The sequence below is a fragment of the Rhodovastum atsumiense genome (assembly GCF_937425535.1).
Lineage (GTDB): Bacteria > Pseudomonadota > Alphaproteobacteria > Acetobacterales > Acetobacteraceae > Rhodovastum > Rhodovastum atsumiense.
On record NZ_OW485601.1, the window covers coordinates 2,310,824 to 2,336,819 of the forward strand.

Genomic DNA, 25,996 nt, shown 5'->3' on the forward strand with positions numbered 1-25,996 from the left:
GCGGCTTGCCGGCCGCGCGACCAATCTATGCCGCGGCGTCGGGGACCAGCGATTTCACCAGTTCGAACACGCGCTTGCGCACGCTCGGATCGGTGATGCGGTAATAGGCACGGACCAGTTCGAGCGTTTCCCGCCGGTTCAGGGTGTCGTCGCCGAAACTGTCCTGCGCGTCCGACAGGCCCGGGGAACGCCGCCCGCCATTGACGCCATGCCCGCCGAGGCTTTCCGGCATGTCGTCGTAGAAGAAGCTGATCGGCACATCGAGCACGCGGGAAAGATCGTACAGCCGGGACGCACCGACCCGGTTCACGCCGCGCTCGTATTTCTGCACCTGTTGGAAGGTCAGCCCCAGTGCCTCGCCCAGCCGTTCCTGCGACATGCCAAGCAAGGTGCGGCGCAGGCGGATGCGCGATCCGACATGGATGTCGATGGGATTGGGCCGCGATTCCTTTTCGGGACGATCGGGCAGACTGCCGGCTTCTTCCGAGTGCCGGAACACTTCCTCACCTGACATCCGTTCTCGGCTCCTGTTCGCCGTCCAGTCCGATTGAAATCGGCTGCCTCCCGTACACCCGCTGCGCCGGTCGAGGTTGATGACACATTAACGCTGCAACCGCCGATCGTCAAGGCGAGGCCAAATTTCCGATCCAATCTTTAAAAAATGATACAGGTGGCCCTCCCATGCCCGCGATCGACATTGCCGCTGGCATCCTGGCCGGCCCCGTGGAACGGCGTCTGCGGCGCAACCGGGCATCAGCCATGATTTCAAGGCTTTGCCTGGGCAGATCGCAAAAACGCTGGCCGGAGGCAAGTATCGTGGCCCGATATCACTCGTGGCGTGACCGATATCATCGCGGCTGACGGCCGGGGGAATCAGTCCTGGGACGGAGGATGCGGGTAGGTCCGTACACAGCAATCACAACTCAGGATTGCCAAGCTACGATAAATGATGAGGGAAGGCAATCGGAATGCGTTCGGTCTGATCCGACCCTTTCGCACGGCTCTCATACGTGCCGGCCGATATCAGTCGCGCCGGCGCGCCCGCCAGGGCAGCAATCCCCCCAGTACCGCGATCACCGCCAGGGAACCGGGGATGGCCAGGCCAAGCTGCCCGAACAGCGTCGGCGGCAGTGGCCCCGGCAGCGGCAATACCAGGGTCCCGGCCTGGTTCATGCCGATCCGGCCAAGCTCGCGCCCATGTGCGTCATAGCCGGCGGAGATGCCGGTATTGGCCGCGCGCATCAACGGCAACCCTTCCTCCACCGCGCGCAGTCGCGCCGCGGCCAGGTGCTGGCGCGGGCCGGTGGAATTGCCGAACCAGGCATCGTTGGTGACGTTCACCAGCCATGCGGGCCGGTCCGAGGCGTCGGCGGCCTGGGCGGGGAAGATGGCCTCGTAGCAGATCAGCGGGCCGACCGGCGGCACGCCCGGAACATGCAGCGTGCGCGGGCCGCTTCCCGCGGCGAAGCCGCCGCCCGGGACCACCTGGATCGGCAGCGGGAACCATCCCGGCTGGAACTCCCCGAACGGCACGAGATGCCATTTGTCATAGACCGCCACCGCCGGTCCCGCCCCGGTCACCGCCATCAGGCTGTTGCGGGGATGGGCGGTCGCGTCCCAGCGCACGCTTCCCACCAGGGCCGGCACGCCGGCGGCCGCCGCGATGGCTTCCCGCGCCTCGGCGATCTGCTCCAGCGGGAGCGGGCTCGCCGTTTCCGGCCAGACCACCACGGCCGGGCCGGTGCCCGCCTTGGCCATGCCCGCCCGCGTCAGCGCGAGATAGCGTGAGAAGGTGGCCAGCATGAAGCCCCGGTCCCATTTCTGTCCCTGCGGCACGTTGCCCTGCACCAGGACGACGTTGAGGCCGGGGGAAGTGGCGGGCACGGCCAGGACGAGGCGGGCCTGGCCCGCCGCGGCCCAGAGCAGCAGCACCGCACCGCCCACGGCCATGGCACGCCGGCCCAGCGCCGGGGTGGCCGCCAGCAGCAGCGTCGCCAGGGTCAGACCGTGCACCCCGACCCAGGCCGCCGGCTGCAGCATCACGTCGCCGAAGCCGCCGGGCACCGCCCAGATGCTGCCCCAGGGATTCCACGGGAACCCGGTGGCGATGAATTGCCGTGCCAGGTCCGCCAGTACCCAGCCCCCCGCCAGCACGGCCACGCGACGCCAGCCCGCAGGCGCGTACCATGCCAGCGCGCAGGGCAGGGCGATGAACAGGGCCAGTACGGCCGCGAGCGCCGGCACTGCCAGCGGCACCAGCCACCAGAAGCGCGCCGCCTCGAACAGGATCGCCTCGGTGATCCAGTACAGCCCGGGGACATGATGGCCGAGGCCGAACCAGAAACCGACCCAGGCCGCGTCGCGGGCCCGCGCCTGATAGCCGATCAGGGCGATCAGGCCGGGCAGGGCGATCAGCAGCACCGGGAGGGCATGCACCGGCGGCAACGCCGCGGCCGAAAGCGCCCCAAGCCCGCAGGCCATCAGCACCGTTTGTCCGCGGCGCCGTGGTTCCACGCGCAGTGTCAGAACCGAGCTCATGCGGGGCGCGCTACACGCGTGCTGCAACGCGCGCAAGCACGGCATTGTGTCATGTTGCCGTCCGCGCGCGCGGCCCGGCCGGGCTTACAACCTGACGCGATCAATCCACCGTGTCGCGGGCGAAATGGCGGATATATTTGTCGGTCACCAGGTCGGTCTTGACCACGACAGCGACGTCGGTGGTGTTGAACTGGTGGTCGATCACCGCGCCATCGCCCACGAAGCCGCCCAGCCGCAGATAGCCTTTCACCAGCGGCGGTAGCTGCGCGAGCGCCCGTCTTGCGTCAAGCGTGGCCGGATCCATCCGCCGCATGTCGATATAGCGGTGCGGCAGCGCCCGCGGGCGGATCTCCGCCGGGGCGAGATGGTGGGCATGAAGATAGGTCAGCTCGGTCGCCAGGGCGTCCGGGTCAGTGCCGGGCAGGCTGGCGCAGCCGAACATCAGGTCGATGCGGTGCAGGAAGGCGTAGGCGGCGATGCCGCGCCACAGCATCTGCATTGCCGCGCGGCCCCGGTACTGCGGATGCACGCAGGATCGGCCGAGTTCCAGCACCTGGCCCGGGAAGGTCACCACCGGCGCGATGTCGTACTCGTCGGCCGAGTAGAAACGTCCGAGCTTGGCCGCCGCCTCGGCGCGGATCAGCCGGTAGGTGGCGACCACGCCCTCGGGCCCCGGACCGACGCTGTGGTCCACCACCAGCAGATGGTCGGCAACCGCGTCGAAGGCGTCACTGTCGCGATGGCTCGCCGTCGCGGCGGCATCGGGGATGGCGCCCATCTCGTCGTAGAAGACCTGGTAGCGCAACGCCTGCGCCGCCTCGATTTCGGCAGCGCTGACGGCAACGCGCACGCCCAGGTTGCCGCTCCGCAATTCCCCGAAGCCCACGACGGCCTCGGACATCTGCGGCCCGCCGCTCATCGTCGCTGGCCGTTGGCAGGGGTTCCGGACACGCCGGCTTCGCCGCCGGCAGCGCTGGCGCCGCGCGTGGCCGGGCGCGATGGCTGCCTGCGCCGGCCAAACAGCTCCAGGCGATGGGATACCAGGTCGAAGCCCAGCCGGGCCGCGATCGCCTGCAGCACCCGTTCGTGTTCGGCGTCGGAGAACTCGATCACGCGTCCGGTCTCGATGTCGATGAGGTGGTGATGATGGCCCTGCTCGGTGTCAGTGGCCTCGTAACGGGCCCGGCCGCCGCCGAAATCGCGCCGTTCGAGGATGCCTCGTTCCTCGAGCAGGCGGACGGTGCGGTAGACCGTGGCGATGGAGATGCGTGGATCGAGGGCGGCGGCACGCCGGTAGAGTTCTTCCACGTCGGGATGATCCGCCGACTCCGACAGCACGCGGGCGATGACCCGCCGCTGGCCGGTCATCTTCAATCCCCTCTCGACGCACAGGCGTTCGATGCGGCTTTCCATCCGATCCCCAAGTGTGAGCCCCGGCTGCGGGCTCCAAGTCCGGGCGCGCCTCGGACCACCCGGCATCCGCTCTGCCACCCTGTCCATGCTCTGCCCCCGGTGGGGGGCAGACGCGGCGTGCGGCGGGCGTAGCCGATCAGGGGCAGACTGTCCAATCGGGCGCTGACCCGCGCCCGGAAGGATGACGGCCGTGGCCCGCCGCTCCGGGACGGTGGCATCGGGCCATCAGCCTACATGGGGGAAAGTGCCGGAGCAAATGCCCAGGCGCAGGGGAGACAGTCAGCGACGGGCGCGCGGCTTGGTTCCCAGGCCGATCTTCTTGGCCAGCGAAGAGCGGTGCTTGGCGTAGTTCGGCGCGACCATCGGGTAATCGGGAGGCAGACTCCAACGTTCCCGATACTGCTCCGGGGTCATATCGTAGGCAGTCTTCAGATGCCGCTTGAGCATCTTCAGCTTCTTGCCGTCTTCGAGGCAAACGATGTGATCCGGGAACACTGATTTCTTGATCGGCACGGCCGGCTGCGGCTTGTCCGGCTGAACAGGGTCCTTTCCGACGCCCGCAAGAGTCTTGTAGACGTCCTGAATCAGTGCCGGAAGTGCGTCCGGTGTGACAGAATTATTCGAAACGTGGGCGGAGACGATCTGCGCCGTCAATCCCAGCACGTCGGAACTTTGAGAGTTGTCGGCCATCAGTTCTCCCTTCCATGGCTTTCGACTTTGGCCATGGAAGTGCATATAGGTTAAGCGCCACCCGTTTCGCAATAGATATTTTGACGGAAAAAGACAGTCGAACAATGCCAAATACCAACCCATCCAGTTCGATGCCGGATCAGACGCTCGACATCACCGCCGAGGTCTGTCCGATGACTTTCGTTCGCACCCGTCTGGCACTGGATCGCCTGCGTCCCGGGCAACTCCTGCTGGTGCTGCTGCGGGGCGAGGAACCCGTCCGCAACGTGCCGCAGACCGCGACCGCGCAGGGGCATCAGGTGGTGGAGCAGACCACCGGCGAGGACGGCGTCACCCGGTTGTTGTTGCGCCGGGGATAAGCTGCTTGCGCAGCAGCAGTGCATCGATCCCGCCCGGGTAGTAGCGCGGACGGCGGCCGGCCTGCAGGTAGCCGGCAGCCGCATACAAGGCCCGGGCAGCGATGTTCCGCTCCGAAACTTCCAGGAACATCACGCCGGCGCCGGCGCTGCCGGCCTGGTCCTCGGCCGCCTGCAACAGCCGCCGCGCCCGTCCCTGCCGGCGCGAGGACGGCAGCATCGCCAGCGTCAGGATCTCGGCTTCGTCGGCGGCGACACGCGCCAGTACCATCCCCCCGCCCGGGTCGATCAGCCCGAACGTGCCGGGCAGCACGAGCTGGTCGGCGATCGCCGTGGCGCTCCAGCATTCGCCGGGCGGAAAGCAGCCGGCATGTATTGCTGCCATCGCGGGGGCATGGAACGTCGCAGCAACGACAGGAGATGACATGAAAGAAATGACTGCGGTCTATTCCGCCGCGGGCGGTGGCCGCAGACCCCCTTCCGGCAGTTTTGCCTCGGGCGGGTCGACATAGAGCGGCCAGGCCGCGAGCGGGGGCAGGTCCCCGGCCAGGCGCCGCCCTCCCACCGCGGCCACTTCGCGCGCTCGCGGCAGGCGCACCGCGGTCGCGCGCGCGTCCACCCCGGCGGCGGCCAGCCGCGCCGCGACCGCCTCGGCCGCGTCCCCGGCCAGGGCGAGCGCCCCGGCGGGATGGGGCAGCGTCTCCGGCGAGAACGCCCGTGCGCCTTCCGCATCGGTCAGGCGATCGAGGAAGACGCGTCCGCGGCGGCTGTCGATGGCCACCCAGAGCGACCGGCCGTCGCGCTCGGCGGCGGTCACCGCCGCCGCCAGCGCCTCGGCGGTGGTGACGCCGATCACCGGGCGGTCGATCGCCAGCGCCAGGCCATGCGCCAGCGCCAGCGCCGCGCGCAGGCCGGTGAAGCTGCCCGGTCCGACGGTGACGGCGACGGCGTCGAGGGCGGTCGCGGCAATGCGGCTTTCGGCCAGCACGGCCGCGGTCATGGCGGGCAGCCGGCCCGCATGGCCGCGCCCGCCATCCTCGCAGCGCTCGGCGCGCAGGACGCCATCCGCCAGCACGGCCACCGAGCAACGGGCCAGTGCCGCGTCCAATCCGAGGATCAGCATGGTCCCGATCCCCGGCACGGGGGCCGGGGCCGGGCAGGGGGGGTCAGAGCAGGACGCATGCCTCGTCGAAGCTGAAACGGGGCGAGCGCGGGAACAGCGCCGAGGCGTCGCCGTGGCCCAGGTTGACCAGGAAATTGCTCTTCCAGCCGCGGTCCCACAGGAAGGCGTCGTCGACCTTCGCCTTGTCGAACCCCGACATCGGCCCGGCATCGAGCCCGACCGCCCGCGCCGCCATGATCAGGTAGGCGCCCTGCAACGTGCCGTTGCGGAAGGCGGTCTCCTCGGCCAGCTCGGGATTGCCGCTGAACCAGGATTTCGCGTCGGCATGCGGGAAGAGCTTGGGCAGGTGATCGTAGAAATGCGGGTCGTGCGCCACGATCACCGTCACCGGCGCGGTCATGGTCTTCTCGACATTGCCGGCCGAGAGGGCCGGGCGCAGCTTCTCGCGCGCTTCCGGCGTGCGCAGGAACAGGAACCGTGCCGGCGAGCTGTTGGCCGAGGTCGGACCCATCTTCAGCAGGTCGAAGACCTGGCGCAGTTCGTCATCGCTGACCGGTTGGTCGGCCCACTTGAAGTGGGTGCGCGCCTCGCGGAACAGCAGGTCGAGGGCATCGGCGTCGAGCGGCATGGAATCGTCCCTTCGTTCGATATCGAACAGTCAGGGCCAAGATGGGGCCCATGCCTCCCGACGCAAGACGCCCCGGTCCTGGTTCAGCGCGCGACCTGCTCGACGGCGCGCACCTCGGGAACGTAGTGGCGCAGCAGGTTCTCGATGCCGTGCTTGAGCGTGGCCGAAGACGACGGGCAACCGCTGCAGGCGCCCTGCATGTGCAGCTTCACCACGCCGTCGCGGTAGCCGCGGAAGACGATGTCGCCACCATCCCCGGCAACCGCCGGACGCACGCGGTTGTCCAGCAGTTCCTTGATCTGCGCCACCACCTCGGCATCGGCCGGGTCGACGTCCTCGTCGGCTTCCGCGCCCGCGCCCTCGACCACCGGGCGGCCGGCGACGAAGTGGTCCATGATCGTCCCGAGCACCTGCGGCTTCAGCGCCTGCCAGGATGCGTCGTCGGTCTTGGTGACGGTGACGAAGTCGCCGCCGAGGAAGACCCGCGTCACCCCCGGCAGGGCGAACAGCGCGGTTGCCAGCGGGCTGCGCCCGGCGGCCTCGACGGACGCAAAATCGGCGGTTGCGGCCCCCATGACGTCCCGACCGGGCAGGAACTTCAGGGTGGCGGGATTCGGCGTGCTTTCGGTCTCGATGAACATGACGGCGGACCCTGTTCTGACCCTGGTCTTGTGGAGGGCCGTGCTTGACTGGCAACCGGACCTGTAAGGTCCTGTTCACAGGATCGGGGAATGGACCCGCGAACGCAAGGGACTCCCTCGCTCGCACCGGCATGTGCTGCCATGCCATTTCGGCGATCCTCCATCGCTTCTTGCGCGAGGCGTGCGGCCGGGTGAGGGAGGGGCCGGGCGTGGAACACCCGTCCGGCAACGGCGAAGTGATTGATTTGGCAAATGTTCCTGCTTCAGGATAAGCTTCCGTCCAGGAACCGGCGGACTTCGCCCCCGAATACTGACGAAGTCATGAAGCCCGTGGATTTGACAGGCCCCCCCGCGAGACCACAACCATTGTCGCATGCACGTCGGAGCCAACCTTGCCGCAAGCCCTGACCAGCCACATTACCGACACGCATGTTGCGCTCGGCGAGTCCGGCGACCCGGCGGCCCTGGCGCAGTACCGCGCCGGGATGGCCGCGGCGGGCATCGGGCGCTGCGTGGTGGTGCAGCCGGAGTGCTGCGGCACCGATAACGCGGCGACCCTGGCCGCGGTCGCGGCGGTCGGACCGGCGGCGCGCGGCGTGGTCATCCTGCCCGAGGACATCACCCCCCGCGAACTGGACCTGTTGGCGGCCCAGGGCATTTGCGGCGCGCGCTGCTGCCTCGGCGGCGCCATCACCTGGGAGCACCTGCTGCGCCTCGCGCCGCGGCTGAACGATCGCGGCTGGCATGTCGAGCTGGTGTTCGATGCCTCGGAGTGGCCGGCCTGCGAGGAACGCGTGCGCGCCATCCCCGGCTGGGTCGTGCTGTTCGCCGATTTCGGCGAGGAGCCGGATGCGGCCGCGGCGGCGGCGCTGCTGCGCACGCTGGAAGCCGGCAATGCCTGGGTGAAGCTGGGCGCGCATGTTCCGCAGGCGCTTGCCCGCCGGTTGGCCCGCCAGGTACCGGATCGCTGCCTGTGGGCCAGCAACTGGCCGGTCTGCCAGGCCCCTTTGCCGGATCTGCTCGCCGTGGTGGAAACCTGGACCGACGACCGGGCCACCCGCAGCCAGATCCTCGAGACCAATCCGGCGGCGCTGTACGGCTTTTCCTGAGCCGCCGTGGGAAGGGGGCCTGTCGGCGTCAGCCGGGGAAGAACTTTTCCCCCAGGCCCCGCGAATGGCCGCGGAACTCGGCGATGACCGTGCCATCGGCACTGCACACGACGATGTCGTAGATGCCCGACCGCCCGGCCCGCGCGCGTTCCTCGGCCGTGGCGACCAGCATCTGGCCCAGCCGGCCCGGTCGCAGGAAGGTGATGCTGCAGTGCTGGGCGACGCTGCGCTCGTTGCGGGCATTGCAGGCATAGCCGAAGGCGGTATCGGCCAGGGCGAAGATGAAGCCGCCATGGCAGGTGCCGTGGCCGTTCACCATGTCGTCGCGCACCCGCATCGACAGGCGCGCATGCCCCGGCCCGACATCTTCCAGCGTGATGCCGAGGCTGCGGCAGGCCCGGTCATCCGACCACATCGCCTCGGCGCAGGCGCGGGCCAGCGCCTGGGCGTCTTCCGGGGGGGTCACGCGGGCCGGCCGGTGAAGCGGGGCGGACGCTTCTCGCGGAAGGCCCGCACGCCTTCGACGAAGTCGGGCGTGGCACCGGCGCGGCGCTGGGCATCCCGCTCGACCTCGAGCTGGCGGTCGAGCGTGTTGCCTGCGGCGGCGGCGATGGCGTGGCGGGCGAGCCGGTAGGCCTGGGTGGGGCCGGCGGCCAGCCGGGCCGTCAGCGCCTCCGCCTGCTCCATCAGCATGGCATCGTCGACCGCGCGCCAGATCAGCCCCCATGCCTCGGCCTGTCCGGCCTGGATGGGATCAGCGAGCAGGGTCACGGCGCGGGCGCGGGCCTCGCCGATCAGCCGGGGCAGGTGATGGGTGCCGCCGCAATCAGGCACCAGGCCGATCCTGGCGAAAGCCTGGATGAAGCTCGCCGAGCGCGCCGCGAGCACGATGTCGCATCCCAGCGCGAGCGAGGCCCCCGCCCCCGCGGCGACGCCGTTCACCGCGCAAACCGTGGGCATGGGCAGCGCCTGCAGCGCGCGGGCGAGCGGATTCCAGGCCCGGTCGATGAGCTCGCCCAGGTCGGTGCCGGGGATGACCATGGACAGGTCCGCACCGGCGCAGAAGCCGCGTCCGGCGCCGGTGATCAGCAAGGCGCGGCAGGACGCATCGGCGCCGGCATCGGCGAGGGCGGCCAGCAGTGCCTCGATGGCCGGCTCGTCGAGCGCGTTCATCCGGTCCGGCCGGTTCAGGGTGAGACGACGCCAGCCATCGCGCGCCTCCACCCGGATCGCTTCCTCCATTCCCGTTTTCCTCAGGGTTGTTTGTGCCGGAGCGTGCCATTCCACCCCGGCGCGTGACAAGGCGCCGAGAGGCAGGGGGCGTCGGGTCAGGCGCGGCGGCGCTGCGCCATCACCAGGCCCGCGGCGATCAGGCCGATGCCCGCGGCGTGATAGAGGTGGACATGCTCGCCGAGGAACACGACCGCGAGCAGCGTGCCGAAGATCGGCATCAGGTGCACGTATTGCCCGGCGCGGGCCGGCCCGATCAGTTCGACGCCGCGATTGAACGCCAGGTACGCCAGGAAGGAGGGAAACACCGCCACATAGGCCATCGCGGCCACGGCGCCCGTGCTGAACAGGATGTGCCGCCCGGCCGCCAGCTCCGCCAGGTAGAACGGCAGCAGCACCAGCAGGCCGAGCACGAAGCTCGCGACCAGGAAGCTCAACGGATGCACCACCGGCCGGCGCCGCAGCAGGGCGGTGTAGAGCGCATAGGCCACCACCGCCCCGAACACCCACAGGTCCCCGGTATTGAACGACAGCGCGGCCAGCGTCGCGAACGAGCCTTCTCCGGCAATCACCAGGACGCCCGCCATGGACACGAAGGTCCCGGTGATCTCCCGGGTCCGCGGGCGGTCGCCGAACAGCACGACTGCCCACAGCAGGATGCAGAGCGGGATGGCGGATTGCAGCAGCACGCCGTTCAGGGCCGTGGTGGTGCGCAGTCCGGTGTAGACCATGGTGTTGAAGGCGGCGATGCCGGTCGTCGCCAGCGCCAGGGTGATCACCCAATGCCGGCGCAGCACCGGCAGGTCACGGGCGAGGTGGGGCCAGGCGAAGGGCAGGGCGATCGCCAGGGCGCCGACCCAGCGCCAGAACGCCAGCGAGACAGGCGGCACGGCGTCGCGCACCGCCCGTCCGGTGATGAAGTTGCCGGACCAGAACAGGGGCGGGGTCAGCATCAGCAGCCACGCCGTTCGCCACAGCCGTTGCATCACGCCCTCCGCCCGGGTGTCCGGGCGTCGGCCCGAATCGTAACGGAATGCTGGCGCGGGTGGCCGCTGCTGTCATCACGGGGCGGGGCGGAGCTCCCTTGCAGCGGGAGGACAGCTTGGTCGCAGCCGATCTTTCCGCCGCTCCCGACGTTGCCGGTGTCGATGGAGGCGCCCATGCCCTCACCCGACCATCCCGCGCCGCCCGGTTCCCCGCTGGCCCTGGCCGCGGCCGAGGCGCTGGAATGCCGCCGCTGCCCGCTCTGGCAGCACGCGACCGGCACGGTGTTCGGCGAGGGGCCGGCGGATGCGCGGATCATGCTGGTGGGCGAGCAGCCCGGCGACCAGGAGGACCGTGCCGGCCGTCCCTTCGTGGGACCGGCCGGCCAGCTTCTCGACCGGGCGCTGGCGGAAGCCGGTCTCGACCGCAGGGAACTGTATGTCACCAATGCCGTGAAGCATTTCAAGTTCGTGACACGCGGCCGGCGGCGCATTCACGCCCGACCGGATTCCGCGGAGATCGCGGCCTGCCGGTTCTGGCTGAATATTGAACGAAACGAGGTAAACCCGGCCTTGACCGTGCTGATGGGGGCCTCGGCCGCCCGTGCGGTATTGGGACGCACTATCACCATCGCGCGAGAGCGCGGCCGGGCCATCAAGTTATCGGAAGCCATTATATTTGTAACTGTACATCCTTCATATTTATTGCGCATTCCCGACGCGGCCGCCAAACAGAATGAATACAATATGTTTATTGCAGATCTGAGGCGCGTCGCCGAGCTTTCCCTGCCACGCTGATCAGCCCATTGATAGCCGAGGGTTCCATACCTGTTGATCTGGTCGCAAGATCGTGACAGCAGGGGGATGGGCCAAATGCGGCTACAGCTGGAGAGGCGTGATGGGATCGTATTCCCCTGGGGTTGCTCGTGGCGTGGCGGGGCTTTCGGCCGGGTCCGCGAATGCGTCGGTTGCTGACGCGGGCGGAGCCGAGCATCATATTCCTGACTACCTGAATGAGATTTACTGGTGGACCTATATCCACCCGCGCGCCATTCGCTTTTTCGAGCGCCCCTGGCTGGTCAACCTGATCCTGTGGGGCAAGTACGTCACCATGCGCGACGCCGCGGTGGCGGAGCTGGGTGAAACCCTTCCCGGCCGCACCCTGCAGATCGCCTGCGTGTATGGCGACCTGACCCCCCGTCTGGCGGCGCGCGTGCCGGAAGGCTCGCAGCTCGACGTGCTGGACGTGGTGCCGGGCCAGTTGAGGAACCTGCGGCGGAAGCTGCCCGAGAACGCGCCGGTGAAGCTGCTCGAGATGGACAGCTCGGCGATGCATCTGCCGGACGCCACCTACGACCGGGCCCTGCTGTTCTTCCTGCTGCACGAAATGCCGGTGCCGGTGCGCGAGGCGACGCTGCGCGAGGCGCTGCGGGTGGTGCGTCCGGGCGGCAAGCTGGTGATCGTGGATTTCGCCAAGCCGTCCAAATGGCATCCGCTGAAATATCTCTGGCATCCCGTGCTGACCCGGTTGGAGCCCTTTGCGCCGGATCTGTGGACCCATCCGGTCGACACCTGGCTGCCGGCCTCCCATCGCGACAAGGTCACTGCCCGCGCCTCATATTTCGGCGGCTTCTACCAGAAGCTCGTGATCACGGTCTGAACCAGTGCGCCCCGCGAGCCCCCGGCCTTCCGGCCGTGGGGCGGACGTGGGCAGCGACCATCTCGCTGCGTTGCAAGCCCGGGCATGGTCCCGGGCGTTTTCATGCCCGGGGCATGCCCGGCCGTCATGATCGCGCAGCCTTCTCCGCTCGGCCCCTGAAGCGCGGCGGCGCGCAGGGACTCCCCCCTCACGTATCGGCTGGAACCACATCTTTGCAGGCTGCGTTCCAGCCTGGCAGCGATCGGGGATGATCGCTCGGTGGGTCCGGGTGGCGTCCGGCGTGGGCTCGTGGTGCTGTCCAGGCAAACAGTTGGTAAAGAATGATCGCGGGAAATAAAACTTGTCATCCATAGCGATAAATAAAAGAAAAGGGCCACCCAAGAGGGGCGGCCCAAGTTTGTTAGTTCAGGGAGGAAACACGAGTTCTATACTCACATGCGCGTGAGCGGTCAAGAGATTTTGATATCTCACTATCGTAACTTGTTTGGTATCAACTTATAGTTTATAAACACTGCTTGAATATTGCGCTTTGGAGTCGATGGCAGGCTGTCTGCTTTTCTCGAGGAGGAGACGCCCATGAAGGCAAGCTGGAATGGTCGGGTGCTCGCCGAAAGCGACGACATCGTCACCGTGGAAGGCAACGCCTACTTCCCCGCCACTGCCCTGGATCGCAGCCTGGTAGTCGAGAGCAGCCATACCAGCACCTGCCCGTGGAAGGGCACGGCGCATTACTACTCGGTGCAGGTGGACGGCAGGACCAATCCCGATGCCATCTGGTACTACCCGCAGCCAAAGCCGGCCGCCCGGCAGGTCGCCGGGCGGGTCGCGTTCTGGAAAGGTGTTGAGGTCACACCATAGGCTACGGCCCGGTCTGCCCGCCCGCGCAGAACCCGGATCCGCCCCCGGGGCCAGCCCGGCGGTGGCGTCGGTTACTTCGGGCGTTCCACCAGCGCGGCGGCATCGAGCGGCAGGACCGCCCCCATCCATAGCGCATGCTCGAGATGGTCTGCCCGCGGCCGTCCGGTATCGGGATGTACCAGGATGGTCAGGCCACGGCGGTTCAGCGCCAGGAAGGGAATCAGCAGCGCGGCGTCTCCGGAGGTGAAGGCGATCTGGTACATGGGCCCAGGGTGTGGCCCGACCTTCACCTCGTGCCAATGGCCGAACCGGGCAGCCGGATGATGTTCGGCGACACGCTCGCGCAGCCACGCGGCGGTGGCACGGCTTTCCTGGTCGAAATAGACGTGGGCATGCCACGCGGTGATGGTGCCGACGTTCTCGGGATCGTCGAACATGGGATGGATGTTTCCTCCTGTTGCCTGGGCGTGTGCTGCGGGCGGGATTCCTGCACACATGATCATTTTTCCGATTCCCAAGCATTTTTGCCGGGATTCCCGCAAGCCCAGGCTGCACCACCGGCCGGCCCGGCCGGCCGCCTCACCTCATGCCGGCGATGGCGTCGACTGCCGGGAGATGACCTCATGGGCCCGGGCGAAGGCTTCGGCCATCGTCGCCGCCGGCACGGCCCCCGAGAACAGCACGTAATTGCTCATGACGAAGCCGGGAACGCCGTCGAGACCGGCGGCGCGCGCGGCCTGGTCCTCGGCGAGGACTTCCGCGCGTCCCGCCGGACCGGACAGCAGCGCGCCGACCGCTTCCGGATCGAGCCCGGCGCTGCCGGCGATCCGGGCGAGCGTCGCGGCATCCCCGATATCCTGGCCTTGTGTGAAGAAGGCGCGGAACAACGCCTCCACCACGACATCCTGCACGCCTTCCCGTCCGGCCTGCCAGATCACCCGGTGCGCGGCGATGGTATTGGGCGTGCGGCGTATCAGGTCGAACCGGAAATCTAGCCCGACGGCCGCCCCCGCCTCGGCCGCGCGGGCCTCGGCTTCCTGGGAGCGCGCCCAGGAGCCGAATTTGGCGATGCGATGGTCGCGCCGGTCCATGCCGGCTTCGCCGATCTCCGGATTGATCTGGAAGGGGTGCCATTGCACCGAAAATACCAGCCCCTGGGCGGCGAGCAGCGGCAACGCCCGTTCGAGCTGGCGCTTGCCGATGTAGCACCACGGGCAGGTCACGTCGGAGATCACGTCGATGCGTCCGGTCGCGGCCATGGCAGTTCCTTCTCGTGCGGGGGGCGCCGCGCTTGCCGGGGGCGCGCGCGATCAACATGTACACCCCGGCATCACCGCTCGGGAGGACTCATGGACGCGCCGCGCTATCACACCGCCCTGATCGTCGGCACCGGCCCTGGGCTCTCCGCCTCGCTCGCCCGGCTGTTCGCCCGCAACGGGATGAACGTTGCCCTGGCCGCACGCGACACCACGAAGCTCGCCGAGCTCTGCGCCGACACCCGTGCCTCCGCCCATGCCTGCGACGCGCGCGATCCGCTCGCCGTCGCCGGGCTGTTCCAGGAGGTGCAGGCCCGGCATGGTGCCCCGGACCTGGTGATCTACAACGCCTCGGCCCGGGTGCGCGGCCCGGTCGGTGACCTCGATCCCGAGGCGGTGCGCACCTCGATCGAGGTGTCTGCCTTCGGCGCCTTCCTGGTGGCGCAGCAGGCGGCCCGGCTGATGCTGCCGAAAGGTCGCGGCGCGATCGCCCTGACCGGGGCGACGGCGGGGGTCAAGGGCTTCGCCGGCTCGGCCGGCTTCGCCATGGGCAAGTTCGCGCTACGGGGGCTGGCGCAGACGCTCGCGCGCGAGCTGGGGCCGAAAGGCATCCATGTCGCGCATTTCGTCATCGACGGCGCCATCCGCAGTGCGGCCCAGACGGGCGCGGAAGAGCGGCCGGATGCCACGCTGGATCCGGACGCGATCGCGGAAAGCTACTGGCAGGTGCTGCACCAGCATCGCAGCGCCTGGAGCTGGGAGGTGGAGCTGCGGCCCTGGGTGGAGACCTTCTGAAGTGGGTTCCAAGGGCTTCGCCCTTGGTGGAGGTCCAGGAGGCGAAGCCTCCTGGTAGGGTTTGGGGCAACGCCCCAAGCTATGCCATCAGCGCCCCCATCGCCTGCTGCATGAACAGCCGCTTCAACGGCGGGATGCGGTGCACCGCGGCGATGCCAACATCGCGGGCAAGCCGCAGTGGCAGCACATCGTTGCTGAACAGCCGATCAAGGATGTCGGTCGCGGCCAGCATCATCATGTTGTCCGGTCGGCGCTCGGCCTGGTAGCGCTGCAGCAGCGGCAGCGCGCCCGGGTCCTCATGGGATTCGATCGCGGCGATCACCAGCTCGGCCAGCGCTGCCACGTCGCGGAAGCCAAGATTGAGGCCCTGCCCGGCGATCGGGTGCACCCCGTGCGCGGCGTCTCCCACCAGCGCGAGGCGGGTGTCGATGTAGCGATGCGCGAGCATGGCCGAGAGCGGATAGCTCCAGCGCCGGCCAAGCAGGCGGATGGCGCCGAGATGGTCACCAAGCCGGCGCGCGGCCTCGCGGGTGAAGGTGGCGTCGTCGAGCGCCAGCATCCGTCGCGCGATGTCGTCGCGCTCGGTCCAGACGATGGCGGAGACATTGGGGGCCAGGTCGGTCGGGGCCATCGGCAACTGGGCGAAGGGGCCGGCCGGCAGGAAGTGCTCCAGCGCGCAGCCGAAATGCGGGCGTTCATGGGCGATGGCGAAGACGATGCCGGTCTGGCGGTAGGGCAGGTGTGTCACCAGGATGCCGGCCTGGCGGCGCAGCGGGGAATTGCGGCCTTCGGCGGCCACGACGAGGCGGCAGGTCACGGTCGGGCCGCCGGCAAGCCGGACGATGGCGGTCCTGGGCTGGCGCTCGACGGTGGCGACGGCGGGGGCAAAGACCTGGACGTCGGGCAGGGCGGCGAGCCGGGCGTTGATCGCCATGCGCAGGCTGCGCGCTTCCACCATCCAGCCGAATGCGCCGCCCACGGCCTCGGCATCGGGGGCGGTGATGACATCGCGGCTGTCGAAATGCAGGAACAGGGGAGAGGCGGGGCGGCCGATGCGCCCGTCGGTCACGCGGATGTCGGTGATCGCGCCGGGCCTGAACGGCAGGCGATCCCAGAGCCCGGCATCTTCCAGCACGCGGCGCGGGCCGGCGGCGATGGCATAGGCGCGGCCGTCGAAATCGGGATGCTCCATCGGCGGCAACGGCGCGCGGTCGACGATGGCGGTGGGAATGCCGGCGGCGCCGAGCCTGCAGGCAAGCGTGCCACCCACGGGACCAGCCCCTATGATGCACACATCGACGTCGATGGTCTCGGCCATGTGTCCAGCTCTCCCTTCCGGCGCCTGGTGCCGGGGCAGGAGGAAAGGAGGCGGTCCTGCGCAGGAATGCAAGCGTCTGCCTGCGCTTTGGGCAGAAATGGGATGGCGGCGTCAGACTTCGGGCCGGAATCGCGCGGCACAATTCTTGATTATGGCTTGGCACCAGGCAACCGGGAAGGCTGCGAAATGAAGCTGATCATGGCCATCATCAAACCCTTCAAGCTCGACGACGTGCGCGAAGCGCTGACGCCGCTGGGCGTGCAGGGGCTTACCGTGTCGGAAGTGAAGGGGTTCGGCCGGCAAAAGGGGCAGACGGAAATCTATCGTGGCGCGGAGTACCACGTGAATTTCCTGCCCAAGGTGAAGATCGAGGTCGTGGTGCCGGACGAACTCGCCGAGCAGGTGACGGAGGCGATCGTGAAGGCGGCGCATACCGGCAAGATCGGCGACGGCAAGATCTTCGTGGTCGATGTCGATCGTGCCGTCCGCATCCGCACCGGCGAGGCGGACGGGGACGCGCTCTGACGCCAGGACTGCGGCGGAGAATGCCGTCGCGCCGCAGCCCTGGCCCTTGATTTGGTGTTCCGGTCGATGCGACGGAACCGACGCATGTGTCGCGATCGGAACACCGGACTTTTGTGCCGATCGGCGCCCCTGGCGGGTGCCAAACGCACGCCCTTCATAAGGACTGCAACATAATGAAGAGTTTGCTGCAGCGCGCCCTCCCGGCGTTGCTTCCGGTGCTGGGCGTGCTGCTCACCGCCGCCCCGGCCTGGGCCGAGGAGACGCCGAAGATCGATTCCGGCGACACCGCCTGGATGCTGACCAGCACGGCGCTGGTGCTGCTGATGACCATCCCCGGCCTGGCGCTGTTCTATGCCGGCATGGTGCGCAAGAAGAACGTGCTCGCCACCATGATGCAGTCCTTCGCCATCACCTGCCTGGTGACGGTGGTATGGATGGTGGCTGGCTTCTCCATCGCCTTCACCAACGGCAACGCCTTTTTCGGCGATTTCTCGCGCTTCATGCTGAGCGGCATCGGCGAGGCGTGGGACAAGCCGTTCACCCTGGGCGCGGGCACGGACGCGGCGGTCCCGACCACGGTCCCCGAGACCGTGTTCATGATGTTCCAGATGACCTTCGCGATCATCACCCCGGCGCTGATCGCCGGCGCCTTTGCCGACCGGCTCAAGTTCTCGGCATTGTGCGTGTTCATGGTGCTGTGGTCGCTGCTGGTTTACGCGCCGATCGCGCACTGGGTGTGGGCGCCGACCGGCTGGCTGGCCGGGCTGGGCGCGGCCGACTTCGCCGGCGGCACGGTGGTGCACATCAACGCCGGTGTCGCCGGCCTGGTCTGCGCGCTGGTGCTGGGCAAGCGCATCGGCTACGGCACCGACAACATGGCGCCGTTCAACCTGGCGCTCGCGGTGATCGGTGCCTCGCTGCTGTGGGTGGGCTGGTTCGGCTTCAACGCCGGTTCGGCGGTGGCGGCCTCGGGCCGTGCCGGCATGGCGATGGCGGTGACGCAGATCGCCACTGCGGCGGCGGCGCTGGGCTGGATGTTCGCCGAGTGGATCACCAAGGGCAAGCCCTCGGTGCTGGGCGTGATCTCCGGCGCGGTGGCGGGTCTGGTGGCGATCACCCCGGCCTCGGGCTTCGTGCTGCCGGGGGCGGCGCTGGTGATCGGCGTGGTCGCCGGCGTGATCTGCTTCTGGTCGGCGACCTGGGTGAAGCATGCGCTCGGCTATGACGACAGCCTGGACGCCTTCGGCGTGCACGGCGTCGGCGGCATCGTCGGCGCGCTGCTGACCGGCTGGTTCGCCTATGGCCCGCTCTCGGCCGATGCCGGGCATCCGGACGGCGTCTACATCGGCAGCCTGGCGCAGGTGAAGATCCAGGCGATCGCGGTGGCGGCGACCGTCACCTACACCGCCGTCGCCACCCTGGTCATCCTGCTGGTGGTCGGCGCGGTGGTCGGCCTGCGGGTGAGCCAGGAGGAGGAGCGCGAGGGCCTCGACGTGGTGCTGCACGGCGAACGCCTCGGCTGATCCGCGGCAACCCCGGGTTTCGTCCCAACCCCCTCCCGTCGCGGGAGGGGGTTCTTCATGTACGGTTTTTCGGTCAGCGCGTTGTACGGTAGACTTCGCACGGCGCGGCAGATCGGTCCGCGAAGCTGGGGGGTTATACCGCATGCCTGCTGCTGTTCAGGCCCGCCGCGAGGCGGGCCGACTTGCTTCCCCCACGCTGCGTTCCCTGGCTCACCGGCGCCTGGCGGAACTGGCGGCGGTGGTGCTGGCGCTGGTCGGCGTGGCCCTGCTGCTGGCGCTGGCGAGCTACGACCCGCGGGACCCTTCGTTTAACACCGCGACGGTGCGGGTCGCGCGCAACATGATGGGCCAGCCCGGCGCGCTGGTGGCTGACCTGCTGCTGCAGGGATTCGGCTTCGCCGGGTTGCTGCCGGGCATCGCCCTGCTGGCCTGGGCGTGGCGGATCGGCTCGCACCGGGGCCTCGCCAACCTGCCGCTGCGGGTGATCGCGCTGGTGGCGGCGCTGCCGGTGAGCGCGGCCGTGCTGGCGGCAATCCCCGGCCCGAAGGGCGAGCAGATCACCTGGCCCACCGAGGCCGGGCCCGGCGGCGCCGCCGGGGCGGTGGCGAAAGTGGATGTGCTGGCGGCAGGGCAGGACCTGCTGGGGGCGGCCGGCCCGGTGCTGGTCTGGACGCTGGCGGCCATCCTCGCCGGCATGCTGGTGGTGCTGGCCCTGGGACTGACCGCGGGGGAATGGCACGTGGCGCTGGGCATGGCCCGGCGCGCCGGCGGCGCGGCGCGGGCGGGCGGTGGGATGCTGGGCCGGGCGCTCGGCCGGGCCGGATCGGCCTCGGTCGGCGTGCTGCAGCGGATCAACGGCTCGCGGCCGGAGCGCGAGTCCGAGCCGGAGCCCGTCCCGGTGGCCGAGCCGACGGCCGCGCCGGCGTTCATGCCGCGGCGGGAGCCGCGCATCACCATGCCCCCTGCCGCGGAATCGGCCCCGCCGGCCGCGCGGGCGCTGACCGGCACCGCGATCCCGCCACCCCCTCCCGCGGCCGAACCGCCGAAGAAGGTGCCGGTGGTGCCGAAGAAGCCGACCCCGGCCCCGGCGCCACTACGGCAGGAGAGCTTCTCGGTGGAGGCGGGCTGGCGCTTCCCGCCGCTCGACCTGCTCAAGCCGCCGCCCTCGCGCGCCAACAGCGGCGCGCCCACCGAGGAAGCCCTGCAGGCGAATGCGCGGCTGCTGGAATCGGTGCTGTCGGATTACGGCGTGCAGGGCCAGATCGTGGAGATCCGGCCCGGCCCGGTGGTGACGCTGTACGAGCTGGAACCGGCCCCGGGCATCCGCAGCGCCCGCGTGATCGGGCTCGCCGACGACGTGGCCCGCAGCCTCTCCGTCACGGCGGTGCGCATCGCCACCGTCTCCGGGCGCAACGTGATCGGCATCGAGGTGCCGAACGCGCGGCGGGAGACGGTGTACCTGAGCGAATTGCTGAACACCGAGGCCTGGCAGAAGCATCCGGCGCGGCTCGCGCTGACGCTCGGCAAGGACATCGGCGGCGGGGCGATCATCGCCGACCTCGCGCGCATGCCGCATCTGCTGGTGGCCGGCACCACCGGATCGGGCAAGTCGGTCGGGATCAACGCCATGATCATGTCGTTGCTCTACCGGCTGTCGCCCGACCAGTGCCGGCTGATCCTGATCGACCCGAAGATGCTGGAACTGTCCGTCTATGACGGCATCCCGCACCTGATGGCGCCGGTGGTGACCGAGCCGGCCAAGGCCGTGGTGGCGCTGAAATGGACGGTGCGCGAGATGGAGCGGCGCTACCGCGCCATGAGCCAGCTCGGCGTGCGCAACATCGGCGGCTACAACGACCGGGTGGCGGAGGCGCAGGCGCGCGGCGAGGTGGTGACGCGCCGGGTGCAGACCGGCTTCGATCCGGAAACCGGCAAGCCGATCTTCGAGGAAGTTCCGCTCGCGCTGGAGAAGCTGCCGTTCATCGTCGTGGTGATCGACGAGATGGCCGACCTGATGATGGTCGCCGGCAAGGAAATCGAGGCGGCGGTGCAGCGCCTCGCGCAGATGGCGCGCGCGGCGGGCATCCATGTGATCATGGCGACACAGCGTCCGTCGGTGGACGTGATCACCGGCACCATCAAGGCCAATTTCCCCACCCGCATCAGCTTCCAGGTGATCAGCAAGTTCGACAGCCGTACCATCCTGGGCGAGCAGGGGGCGGAGCAACTGCTCGGCCAGGGCGACATGCTCTACATGATCGGCGGCGGGCGCATCACCCGCGTGCACGGTCCCTTCGTCAGCGACCGCGAGGTCGAGGACGTGGTGGCCTTCCTGCGCGAGCAGGGCGAGCCGCAGTATCTGGAGGAAGTGACCGAGGCCGCCGAGGAAGGCGGCGAGGGGCTCGCCATGTCCGGCATCGCCGGGGCGAGCGACGGCGAGAAGGGGCTGTTCGACCAGGCCGTGGCGATCGTCTCGCGCGAAGGCAAGGCAAGCACCAGCTTCATCCAGCGCCACCTGCAGATCGGCTACAACCGCGCGGCGCGGCTGATCGAGCAGATGGAGAAGGAAGGCATCGTCGGGCCTGCCAATCACGTGGGCAAGCGCGAGGTGCTGGTGCGCAGGACTTCCGACGACGACTGAGCCCAGGCGCTAGGGTGGACGCGCGGGAAAGCAAGGGGCAGGGGGCCCCTTGCCCCCGGGTGTCTCGCGAGAAGCGGGCATGACCCTTTGTGGGTTTCGCCCGTGGCGCCCGCGCTGCCATGGTGGCGGCATGCCGAGCCCCGCCTGGCTGCCCCTGTTGCTCGGGTTCCTGACCGCGGTCGGGCCCGTCTCCACCGACATGTACCTTCCGGCCTTCCCGGCCATCGAGGCAGCGCTCGGCGGCCATGCCGGCACGGCGCAGGCCACGCTGGCCGCCTGGTTCGCCGGGCTCGCGGTCGGGCAGGTCACCCAGGGCAGCCTGTCCGACCGGTTCGGGCGGCGCTGGCCGCTGGTCGCCGGCACCGCCATCTACACGCTGGGCACCGCGGGCTGCGCGCTGGCCCCCGACCTTGCGACGCTGTCGGCCTGCCGGCTGGTCGCGGCCTTCGGCGGCTCGGCCTCGATGGTCATTCCCCGCGCCATCGTGCGCGACCTGACGGACGGGCACGCGGCGGCCCGGATGATGAGCCGGCTGATGCTCATCATGGGGGCGGCGCCGATCCTGGCCCCCTCGCTGGGCGGGCTGGTACTGGCCTTCGCCGGATGGCAGGCAATCTTCTGGATCTGTGCCGCCTACGGGGCGATCTGCTGCGCCCTGGTCGTGGCCTGGCTGCCCGACACGCTGCCGCCGGAGCGGCGGGTGCGGCTCAACCTCGCCGGGTTGGTCAGCCGCTACGGCGCGATCCTGTACGAGCGCAGCTTCATCACCCATGCCCTCGCCGGCGGGTTCACCACCTTCGGCATGTTTGCCTATCTCGGCGGCTCGCCGGCGGTGTTCATTGACATCTACCGACTGTCGCCCTCGGCCTATGGCGCGCTGTTCGGCGCCTGCGCGGCCGGCTTCATCGCCGCCTCGCAGTTCAACCCGTTCCTGGTGATGCGCTTCGGCCCGGGGCGGGTGCTGCGCGCGGCGGTGCGGACCATGCTGCTCGCCAACATCGTGCTGCTGGGGATCGCCTGGGCGCGGCCGGCGGATTTCCTGTACGTCATCACCCCGATCTTCGTGACCATGGCCTGCGCCGGCGTGATCCTGCCGAACGCGACCGTGGGCGCGCTGAGCCGGCATGCGGCGCATGCGGGCAGTGCCTCGGCGCTGATGGGCACGCTGATGTTCGTGCTGGGCGCGGTCAGCGGATTGCTGGTCGGCCTGGCGAGCGACGGCACGGCGCGACCGATGGCGGCGCTGCTGGCGATCGGCGCGCTGGCGGCGACCCTGGCCGAACTGGGGCGCGGCGGCGGGGGCCAGGGGATGCGGTGAGGACGCGCAATGCGCCCAATCCTGCCTTCTTTCCATGGCATTCCCGTTGCATCGACCTGTTCGCGCATAAAGGGCGGCGTCTGCCACCGCCGCATCACACGAGGACATCTGCTTCCATGAGCCTGATCGTCGGCATCCCCGCCTGCTGCAAGGAAATCAGCGGGTCCATCCAGCACGCGACGCCCTCGCGCTACGGGGCGGCGCTGGTGGGAGGGGCGGGGGCGCATCCGGTACTGTTGCCGCCCGTGGGGGAAGGCCTGGTCACGGTGCTCGACCGGCTGGATGGGCTGCTGCTCTCGGGCAGCCCGAGCAACGTGGAGCCGCGGCTTTACGGCGTGTCCCACTCGCTGACCCCGGACCGGCACGATCCGCAGCGCGACGCCACCACCCTGCCGCTGATCCGCGCGGCGCTGGCGCGGGGGCTGCCGGTGCTGGCGATCTGCCGCGGCATCCAGGAACTCAACGTGGCGCTCGGCGGCACGCTGCACCAGCAGGTGCAGGACCTGCCCGGCCGGATGGATCACCGCGGCGGCCCCGGCACGCCGGAGCAGCGCTACCGGCCGAAGCACAAGGTGCTGCTGTCAGGGCAGTTGGCCCTGATGCTGGGCAAGACCGAGACCATGGTGAATTCGCTGCACGAGCAGGCGCTCGACCGTCCGGGCGAGGGCGTGGCGGTGGAAGCGCTCGCCGAGGACGGCACCATCGAGGCGGTGCGCGTGACCGGCGTGCCGGGCTGGGCCTATGGCCTGCAGTGGCATCCCGAATGGCAGTTCGCGGAGAACGAGGACAGTCTCGCGATCTTCCGCGCCTTCGGCGAGGCCTGCCGCGCCTATGCGGCCGGCTGGCGCAAGGCGGCGTAGGCCGCGGGGCGGGTCGCTCAGCCGGCTTCGACGTTGACGATGCGGAAGACGAGGCCGGCGGCATCCGGCCCGCGCAACGTCACCAGCTCGCCGGGGCGGAACACCCGCCCGTCCAGGGTCCAGAGCGGCGCGTCATCGCCGCCCCTGGTGCTGCGCAAGGCCCAGCCGCTCTCGACCTGGACCAGTTCGGTGGCCCGCTCGGTACCGTCGGGCAGCACCCGCAGCGCCGGCCAGGGCAGCGGGTCGGCGAGATAGGCCTGCACGTCGATCTGTCCCTGCGGGGTGAGGCAGGCGCGCAGCTCGATGCGGTCTGCCAGGTCCCCTTCCGGCCGGTCCGGCGCATAGGCCAGCAGCATCGTCACCTTTGCCACGCGATGGCCTCCCTCCTGCTCGGGGCGTTCCCGTTCTTCATGGACTGCGGCGGCGTGGCCGTCATATTGCTACGCGCACGCCCAGTTCCACCACGCGATCGCTGGGGATGCGGAAGAATTCGGTGGCCGAGACGGCATTGCGGGCCATCAGCAGGAACAGCCACAGCCGCCACAGCGACATCTTCGGCGTCGTGGCCGACACGATCGTCTCGCGGCCGAGGAAGTAGCTCGCCTGCATCGGGTCGAACTCGACGCCCTTGGCGCGCAGCTCGGCCAGGTCGCGGGGGATGTTGGGGCTTTCCATGAAGCCGTAGCGGATCACCACGCGGTGGATGCCGGGCGCGAGCTGCTCGACGCCGGTGCGCTCGGCCTGCCGGATTTCCGGGATGTCCTCGTTGTGGACGGTCACGAACAGCACCCGCTCGTGCAGTACCTTGTTGTGCTTGAGGTTGTGCAGCAGCGCATTGGGCACGTAGTCGGGGTTGCCGGTGAGGAAGATGGCGATCCCGGGGACGCGGATGGTGCGCGATTGCGGCAGGCGGGCCAGGAAGCTCGCCAGCGGCAGGCTGTCCTGCTTCCAGCGCGAGAGCAGCAGGTCGCGGCCGCGCTTCCACGAGGTCATGATCGCGACCAGCGCGCCACCGAGCACCAGCGGCACCCAGCCGCCTTCCGGCACCTTCAACACGTTGGAGGCGAAGAAGGCGAAATCGATCAGGAAAAACAGGCCGAACACGCCGACCGCGAGCGGGCGGGACCAGCCGTACTGGCGACGGAACACCACCATGGCCAGCACGCAAGTACAAGTGAAGGTGCCGGTCACCGCGATGCCGTAGGCGGCGGCGAGTGAATCGCTGGTGCGGAAGGTGACCACCAGGATCAGCACCCCCAGCAGCAGGGCGAAATTCACCTGCGGCAGGTAGATCTGGCCTTCCTCGGTGGCGCTGGTGTGGCTGACGGCCATGCGCGGCAGGAAGCCAAGCTGGGTGCATTGGCGGGCGATCGAATAGGCGCCGGAGATCATCGCCTGGCTGGCGATGACGGTGGCGGCGGTGGCCAGGATCACCATCGGCAGGCGCAGCCAGTCCGGGCCGAGCTTGAAGAACGGATTGTCCACCGCGGTCGGGTCGCTCAGCACCAGCGCGCCCTGGCCGAAATAATTCAGCACGAGGCAGGGCAGCACGTAGAACAGCCAGGCCAGGCGGATCGGTCGGCGGCCGAAATGGCCCATGTCGGCGTACAGCGCCTCGGCCCCGGTGACCGTCAGCACGATCGCGCCCAGCGCCACGAAGGCGGTCCAGCGGTAATGCACGACCAGCTCGAAGGCGTAGAACGGGTTGACCGACTGCAGCACATAGGGATGGCCAACCAGTTCGATCACGCCGAGCACGCCGAGCGTGCCGAACCAGACCGCCATGATCGGGCCGAACACCCGGCCCATGGTCTCGGTGCCGTGGGATTGCACCAGGAACAGCAACAGGATCACCACGGCCGAGCCGGGCAGCACGAATTCCTTCAGCTCGGGGGAGACGACCTCCAGGCCCTCCACGGCCGAGAGCACCGAGATGGCGGGGGTGATGGTGCCGTCACCGAAGAACAGGCAGGCCCCGGAAATGCCGACCAGTGCCACCACCCGGTGCATGCGGCTGCCCTGGGAGACGCGCAGCGCCAGCGCCATCAGGGCGAGGATGCCGCCTTCCCCGCGGTTGTCCGCCCGCATGATCAGGATCACGTACTTGATGGTGACCACCAGCACCAGCGACCAGAACATGAGCGAGAGGATGCCCATGACTTCCCAGGTGGTCATGCCGTCGCCCTTGAAGACCTCAAGGCTGGCCTTGAAGGCGTAGAGCGGGCTGGTGCCGATGTCGCCGTAGACGACGCCGAGCACGCCGAGCAGCAGCCCGAGCCTGACCCCGGGACGCGCGCCGGCGGCTTCGATTGCCGCGACGTTCATCGACCTGCGCCGTTCCCGACAGCTTCGGCATCATCCTGTCGGCCGGCGACGGCTCGGTTCATCTGCGACCCCCTGGAACCGGGGGAACTGCAGATCCTCCCGGAGTGTGTGCGCGGACGGATACGCGGGCCTCCTGACCGGTGCAAGCATACCGCCGCCAGCGTCGCCGGGGGAACCCGGCCCGGCCGGGGGTCGCGGGCTTGTGG

At 69.2% G+C, this 25,996-nt stretch carries 28 protein-coding genes; 11 read left to right on the plus strand and 17 right to left on the minus strand.

What is annotated here, in order from left to right; genetic code table 11:
* Positions 1-25: 25 nt before the first annotated feature.
* From NBY65_RS10545 to NBY65_RS10565, 5 genes are all read right to left on the minus strand, one after another.
* Positions 26-514, minus strand: coding sequence for a helix-turn-helix domain-containing protein (locus NBY65_RS10545; protein ID WP_150044923.1), 489 nt, complete (start codon positions 512-514; stop codon positions 26-28).
* Positions 515-1,023: 509 nt separating this feature from the next.
* Positions 1,024-2,538 (minus strand): apolipoprotein N-acyltransferase, encoded by a 1,515-nt coding sequence (lnt, locus tag NBY65_RS10550; protein WP_162530839.1) that lies wholly within the window; start codon positions 2,536-2,538, stop codon positions 1,024-1,026.
* 100 nt (positions 2,539-2,638) lie between these two features.
* Positions 2,639-3,439 (minus strand): GNAT family N-acetyltransferase, encoded by an 801-nt coding sequence (locus NBY65_RS10555; RefSeq protein ID WP_150044917.1) that lies wholly within the window; start codon positions 3,437-3,439, stop codon positions 2,639-2,641.
* 14 nt (positions 3,440-3,453) lie between these two features.
* Positions 3,454-3,951 carry a Fur family transcriptional regulator gene (locus NBY65_RS10560; protein WP_150044914.1) on the minus strand — a complete coding sequence of 166 codons (498 nt, stop codon included), beginning with the start codon at positions 3,949-3,951 and terminating at the stop codon, positions 3,454-3,456.
* Positions 3,952-4,230: 279 nt separating this feature from the next.
* On the minus strand, positions 4,231-4,641 hold the full coding sequence (locus tag NBY65_RS10565; RefSeq protein WP_150044911.1) for a MucR family transcriptional regulator: 411 nt from the start codon (positions 4,639-4,641) through the stop codon (positions 4,231-4,233).
* A 131-nt stretch (positions 4,642-4,772) separates the two neighbouring features.
* On the opposite strand from NBY65_RS10565, the gene NBY65_RS10570 reads away from it, so the two are divergent.
* Positions 4,773-5,000, plus strand: a complete 228-nt coding sequence (locus NBY65_RS10570) for a sulfurtransferase TusA family protein (protein WP_150044908.1) — start codon at positions 4,773-4,775, stop codon at positions 4,998-5,000.
* Here the strand turns inward: NBY65_RS10570 and NBY65_RS10575 are convergent.
* From NBY65_RS10575 to NBY65_RS10590, 4 genes are all read right to left on the minus strand, one after another.
* Positions 4,972-5,424 carry a GNAT family N-acetyltransferase gene (locus NBY65_RS10575; RefSeq protein WP_150044905.1) on the minus strand — a complete coding sequence of 151 codons (453 nt, stop codon included), beginning with the start codon at positions 5,422-5,424 and terminating at the stop codon, positions 4,972-4,974. The two genes, NBY65_RS10570 and NBY65_RS10575, sit on opposite strands and share 29 nt — an antisense overlap.
* Positions 5,425-5,442: 18 nt before the next feature.
* The gene (gene tsaB / locus NBY65_RS10580) at positions 5,443-6,120 is read right to left on the minus strand and encodes a tRNA (adenosine(37)-N6)-threonylcarbamoyltransferase complex dimerization subunit type 1 TsaB (protein ID WP_150044902.1); all 678 of its coding nucleotides are present in this window, start codon (positions 6,118-6,120) and stop codon (positions 5,443-5,445) included.
* A 43-nt stretch (positions 6,121-6,163) separates the two neighbouring features.
* The gene (locus NBY65_RS10585; RefSeq protein WP_150044899.1) at positions 6,164-6,748 is read right to left on the minus strand and encodes a malonic semialdehyde reductase; all 585 of its coding nucleotides are present in this window, start codon (positions 6,746-6,748) and stop codon (positions 6,164-6,166) included.
* Between the two features lie 83 nt (positions 6,749-6,831).
* A complete protein-coding gene (locus NBY65_RS10590) occupies positions 6,832-7,389 on the minus strand; it encodes a NifU family protein (RefSeq protein ID WP_150044897.1) in 558 nt (185 codons plus the stop codon).
* A 392-nt stretch (positions 7,390-7,781) separates the two neighbouring features.
* Here NBY65_RS10590 and NBY65_RS10595 point away from each other — a divergent pair, with 392 nt between their 5' ends.
* Entirely contained in the window at positions 7,782-8,498 is a 717-nt protein-coding gene (locus NBY65_RS10595) for an amidohydrolase family protein (protein ID WP_150044894.1), read from the plus strand.
* A gap of 28 nt (positions 8,499-8,526) precedes the next feature.
* On the opposite strand, the gene paaI is transcribed toward NBY65_RS10595, so the two are convergent.
* From paaI to NBY65_RS10610, 3 genes are all read right to left on the minus strand, one after another.
* On the minus strand, positions 8,527-8,964 hold the full coding sequence (paaI, locus tag NBY65_RS10600; RefSeq protein WP_239003138.1) for a hydroxyphenylacetyl-CoA thioesterase PaaI: 438 nt from the start codon (positions 8,962-8,964) through the stop codon (positions 8,527-8,529).
* Positions 8,961-9,740: an enoyl-CoA hydratase-related protein gene (locus NBY65_RS10605; protein ID WP_150044891.1), complete on the minus strand. Its 780-nt coding sequence runs from the start codon at positions 9,738-9,740 to the stop codon at positions 8,961-8,963. The genes paaI and NBY65_RS10605 overlap by 4 nt, the downstream gene beginning before the upstream one ends.
* Positions 9,741-9,826: 86 nt before the next feature.
* Positions 9,827-10,714, minus strand: coding sequence for a DMT family transporter (locus tag NBY65_RS10610; protein WP_150044888.1), 888 nt, complete (start codon positions 10,712-10,714; stop codon positions 9,827-9,829).
* Between the two features lie 174 nt (positions 10,715-10,888).
* Between NBY65_RS10610 and NBY65_RS10615 the strand changes: the two genes are divergently transcribed.
* The 3 genes from NBY65_RS10615 (at position 10,889) to NBY65_RS10625 (ending at position 13,229) form a co-directional block, all read left to right on the plus strand.
* The gene (locus tag NBY65_RS10615; protein WP_239003135.1) at positions 10,889-11,509 is read left to right on the plus strand and encodes a UdgX family uracil-DNA binding protein; all 621 of its coding nucleotides are present in this window, start codon (positions 10,889-10,891) and stop codon (positions 11,507-11,509) included.
* A 100-nt stretch (positions 11,510-11,609) separates the two neighbouring features.
* Positions 11,610-12,371: a rhodoquinone biosynthesis methyltransferase RquA gene (gene rquA / locus NBY65_RS10620; RefSeq protein ID WP_150044885.1), complete on the plus strand. Its 762-nt coding sequence runs from the start codon at positions 11,610-11,612 to the stop codon at positions 12,369-12,371.
* A gap of 576 nt (positions 12,372-12,947) precedes the next feature.
* Positions 12,948-13,229 carry a DUF427 domain-containing protein gene (locus tag NBY65_RS10625; protein WP_150044882.1) on the plus strand — a complete coding sequence of 94 codons (282 nt, stop codon included), beginning with the start codon at positions 12,948-12,950 and terminating at the stop codon, positions 13,227-13,229.
* A 71-nt stretch (positions 13,230-13,300) separates the two neighbouring features.
* Here the strand turns inward: NBY65_RS10625 and NBY65_RS10630 are convergent, their stop codons facing one another.
* Positions 13,301-13,666 carry a DOPA 4,5-dioxygenase family protein gene (locus tag NBY65_RS10630; RefSeq protein WP_162530837.1) on the minus strand — a complete coding sequence of 122 codons (366 nt, stop codon included), beginning with the start codon at positions 13,664-13,666 and terminating at the stop codon, positions 13,301-13,303.
* A gap of 147 nt (positions 13,667-13,813) precedes the next feature.
* On the minus strand, positions 13,814-14,488 hold the full coding sequence (locus NBY65_RS10635) for a DsbA family oxidoreductase (RefSeq protein WP_150044876.1): 675 nt from the start codon (positions 14,486-14,488) through the stop codon (positions 13,814-13,816).
* 90 nt (positions 14,489-14,578) lie between these two features.
* Between NBY65_RS10635 and NBY65_RS10640 the strand changes: the two genes are divergently transcribed.
* Positions 14,579-15,280 (plus strand): SDR family NAD(P)-dependent oxidoreductase, encoded by a 702-nt coding sequence (locus NBY65_RS10640; RefSeq protein WP_150044873.1) that lies wholly within the window; start codon positions 14,579-14,581, stop codon positions 15,278-15,280.
* Between the two features lie 79 nt (positions 15,281-15,359).
* Here NBY65_RS10640 and NBY65_RS10645 read toward each other — a convergent pair whose 3' ends face one another.
* Entirely contained in the window at positions 15,360-16,598 is a 1,239-nt protein-coding gene (locus NBY65_RS10645; protein WP_150044870.1) for a UbiH/UbiF/VisC/COQ6 family ubiquinone biosynthesis hydroxylase, read from the minus strand.
* 186 nt (positions 16,599-16,784) lie between these two features.
* Between NBY65_RS10645 and NBY65_RS10650 the strand changes: the two genes are divergently transcribed.
* The 5 genes from NBY65_RS10650 (at position 16,785) to NBY65_RS10670 (ending at position 23,465) form a co-directional block, all read left to right on the plus strand.
* Positions 16,785-17,123, plus strand: a complete 339-nt coding sequence (locus NBY65_RS10650) for a P-II family nitrogen regulator (RefSeq protein WP_150044867.1) — start codon at positions 16,785-16,787, stop codon at positions 17,121-17,123.
* 173 nt (positions 17,124-17,296) lie between these two features.
* Positions 17,297-18,646 carry an ammonium transporter gene (locus NBY65_RS10655; RefSeq protein WP_284347512.1) on the plus strand — a complete coding sequence of 450 codons (1,350 nt, stop codon included), beginning with the start codon at positions 17,297-17,299 and terminating at the stop codon, positions 18,644-18,646.
* 142 nt (positions 18,647-18,788) lie between these two features.
* Positions 18,789-21,287 carry an FtsK/SpoIIIE family DNA translocase gene (locus NBY65_RS10660; protein ID WP_150042618.1) on the plus strand — a complete coding sequence of 833 codons (2,499 nt, stop codon included), beginning with the start codon at positions 18,789-18,791 and terminating at the stop codon, positions 21,285-21,287.
* 130 nt (positions 21,288-21,417) lie between these two features.
* Positions 21,418-22,605, plus strand: coding sequence for a multidrug effflux MFS transporter (locus NBY65_RS10665; protein WP_150042617.1), 1,188 nt, complete (start codon positions 21,418-21,420; stop codon positions 22,603-22,605).
* 116 nt (positions 22,606-22,721) lie between these two features.
* Entirely contained in the window at positions 22,722-23,465 is a 744-nt protein-coding gene (locus NBY65_RS10670) for a gamma-glutamyl-gamma-aminobutyrate hydrolase family protein (protein ID WP_150042616.1), read from the plus strand.
* A 17-nt stretch (positions 23,466-23,482) separates the two neighbouring features.
* Here the strand turns inward: NBY65_RS10670 and NBY65_RS10675 are convergent, their stop codons facing one another.
* Both NBY65_RS10675 and NBY65_RS10680 read right to left on the minus strand, forming a co-directional pair.
* Positions 23,483-23,836, minus strand: a complete 354-nt coding sequence (locus NBY65_RS10675; protein WP_150042615.1) for a hypothetical protein — start codon at positions 23,834-23,836, stop codon at positions 23,483-23,485.
* A 61-nt stretch (positions 23,837-23,897) separates the two neighbouring features.
* Positions 23,898-25,790 (minus strand): potassium transporter Kup, encoded by a 1,893-nt coding sequence (locus NBY65_RS10680; RefSeq protein WP_150042614.1) that lies wholly within the window; start codon positions 25,788-25,790, stop codon positions 23,898-23,900.
* Positions 25,791-25,996: the final 206 nt, after the last annotated feature.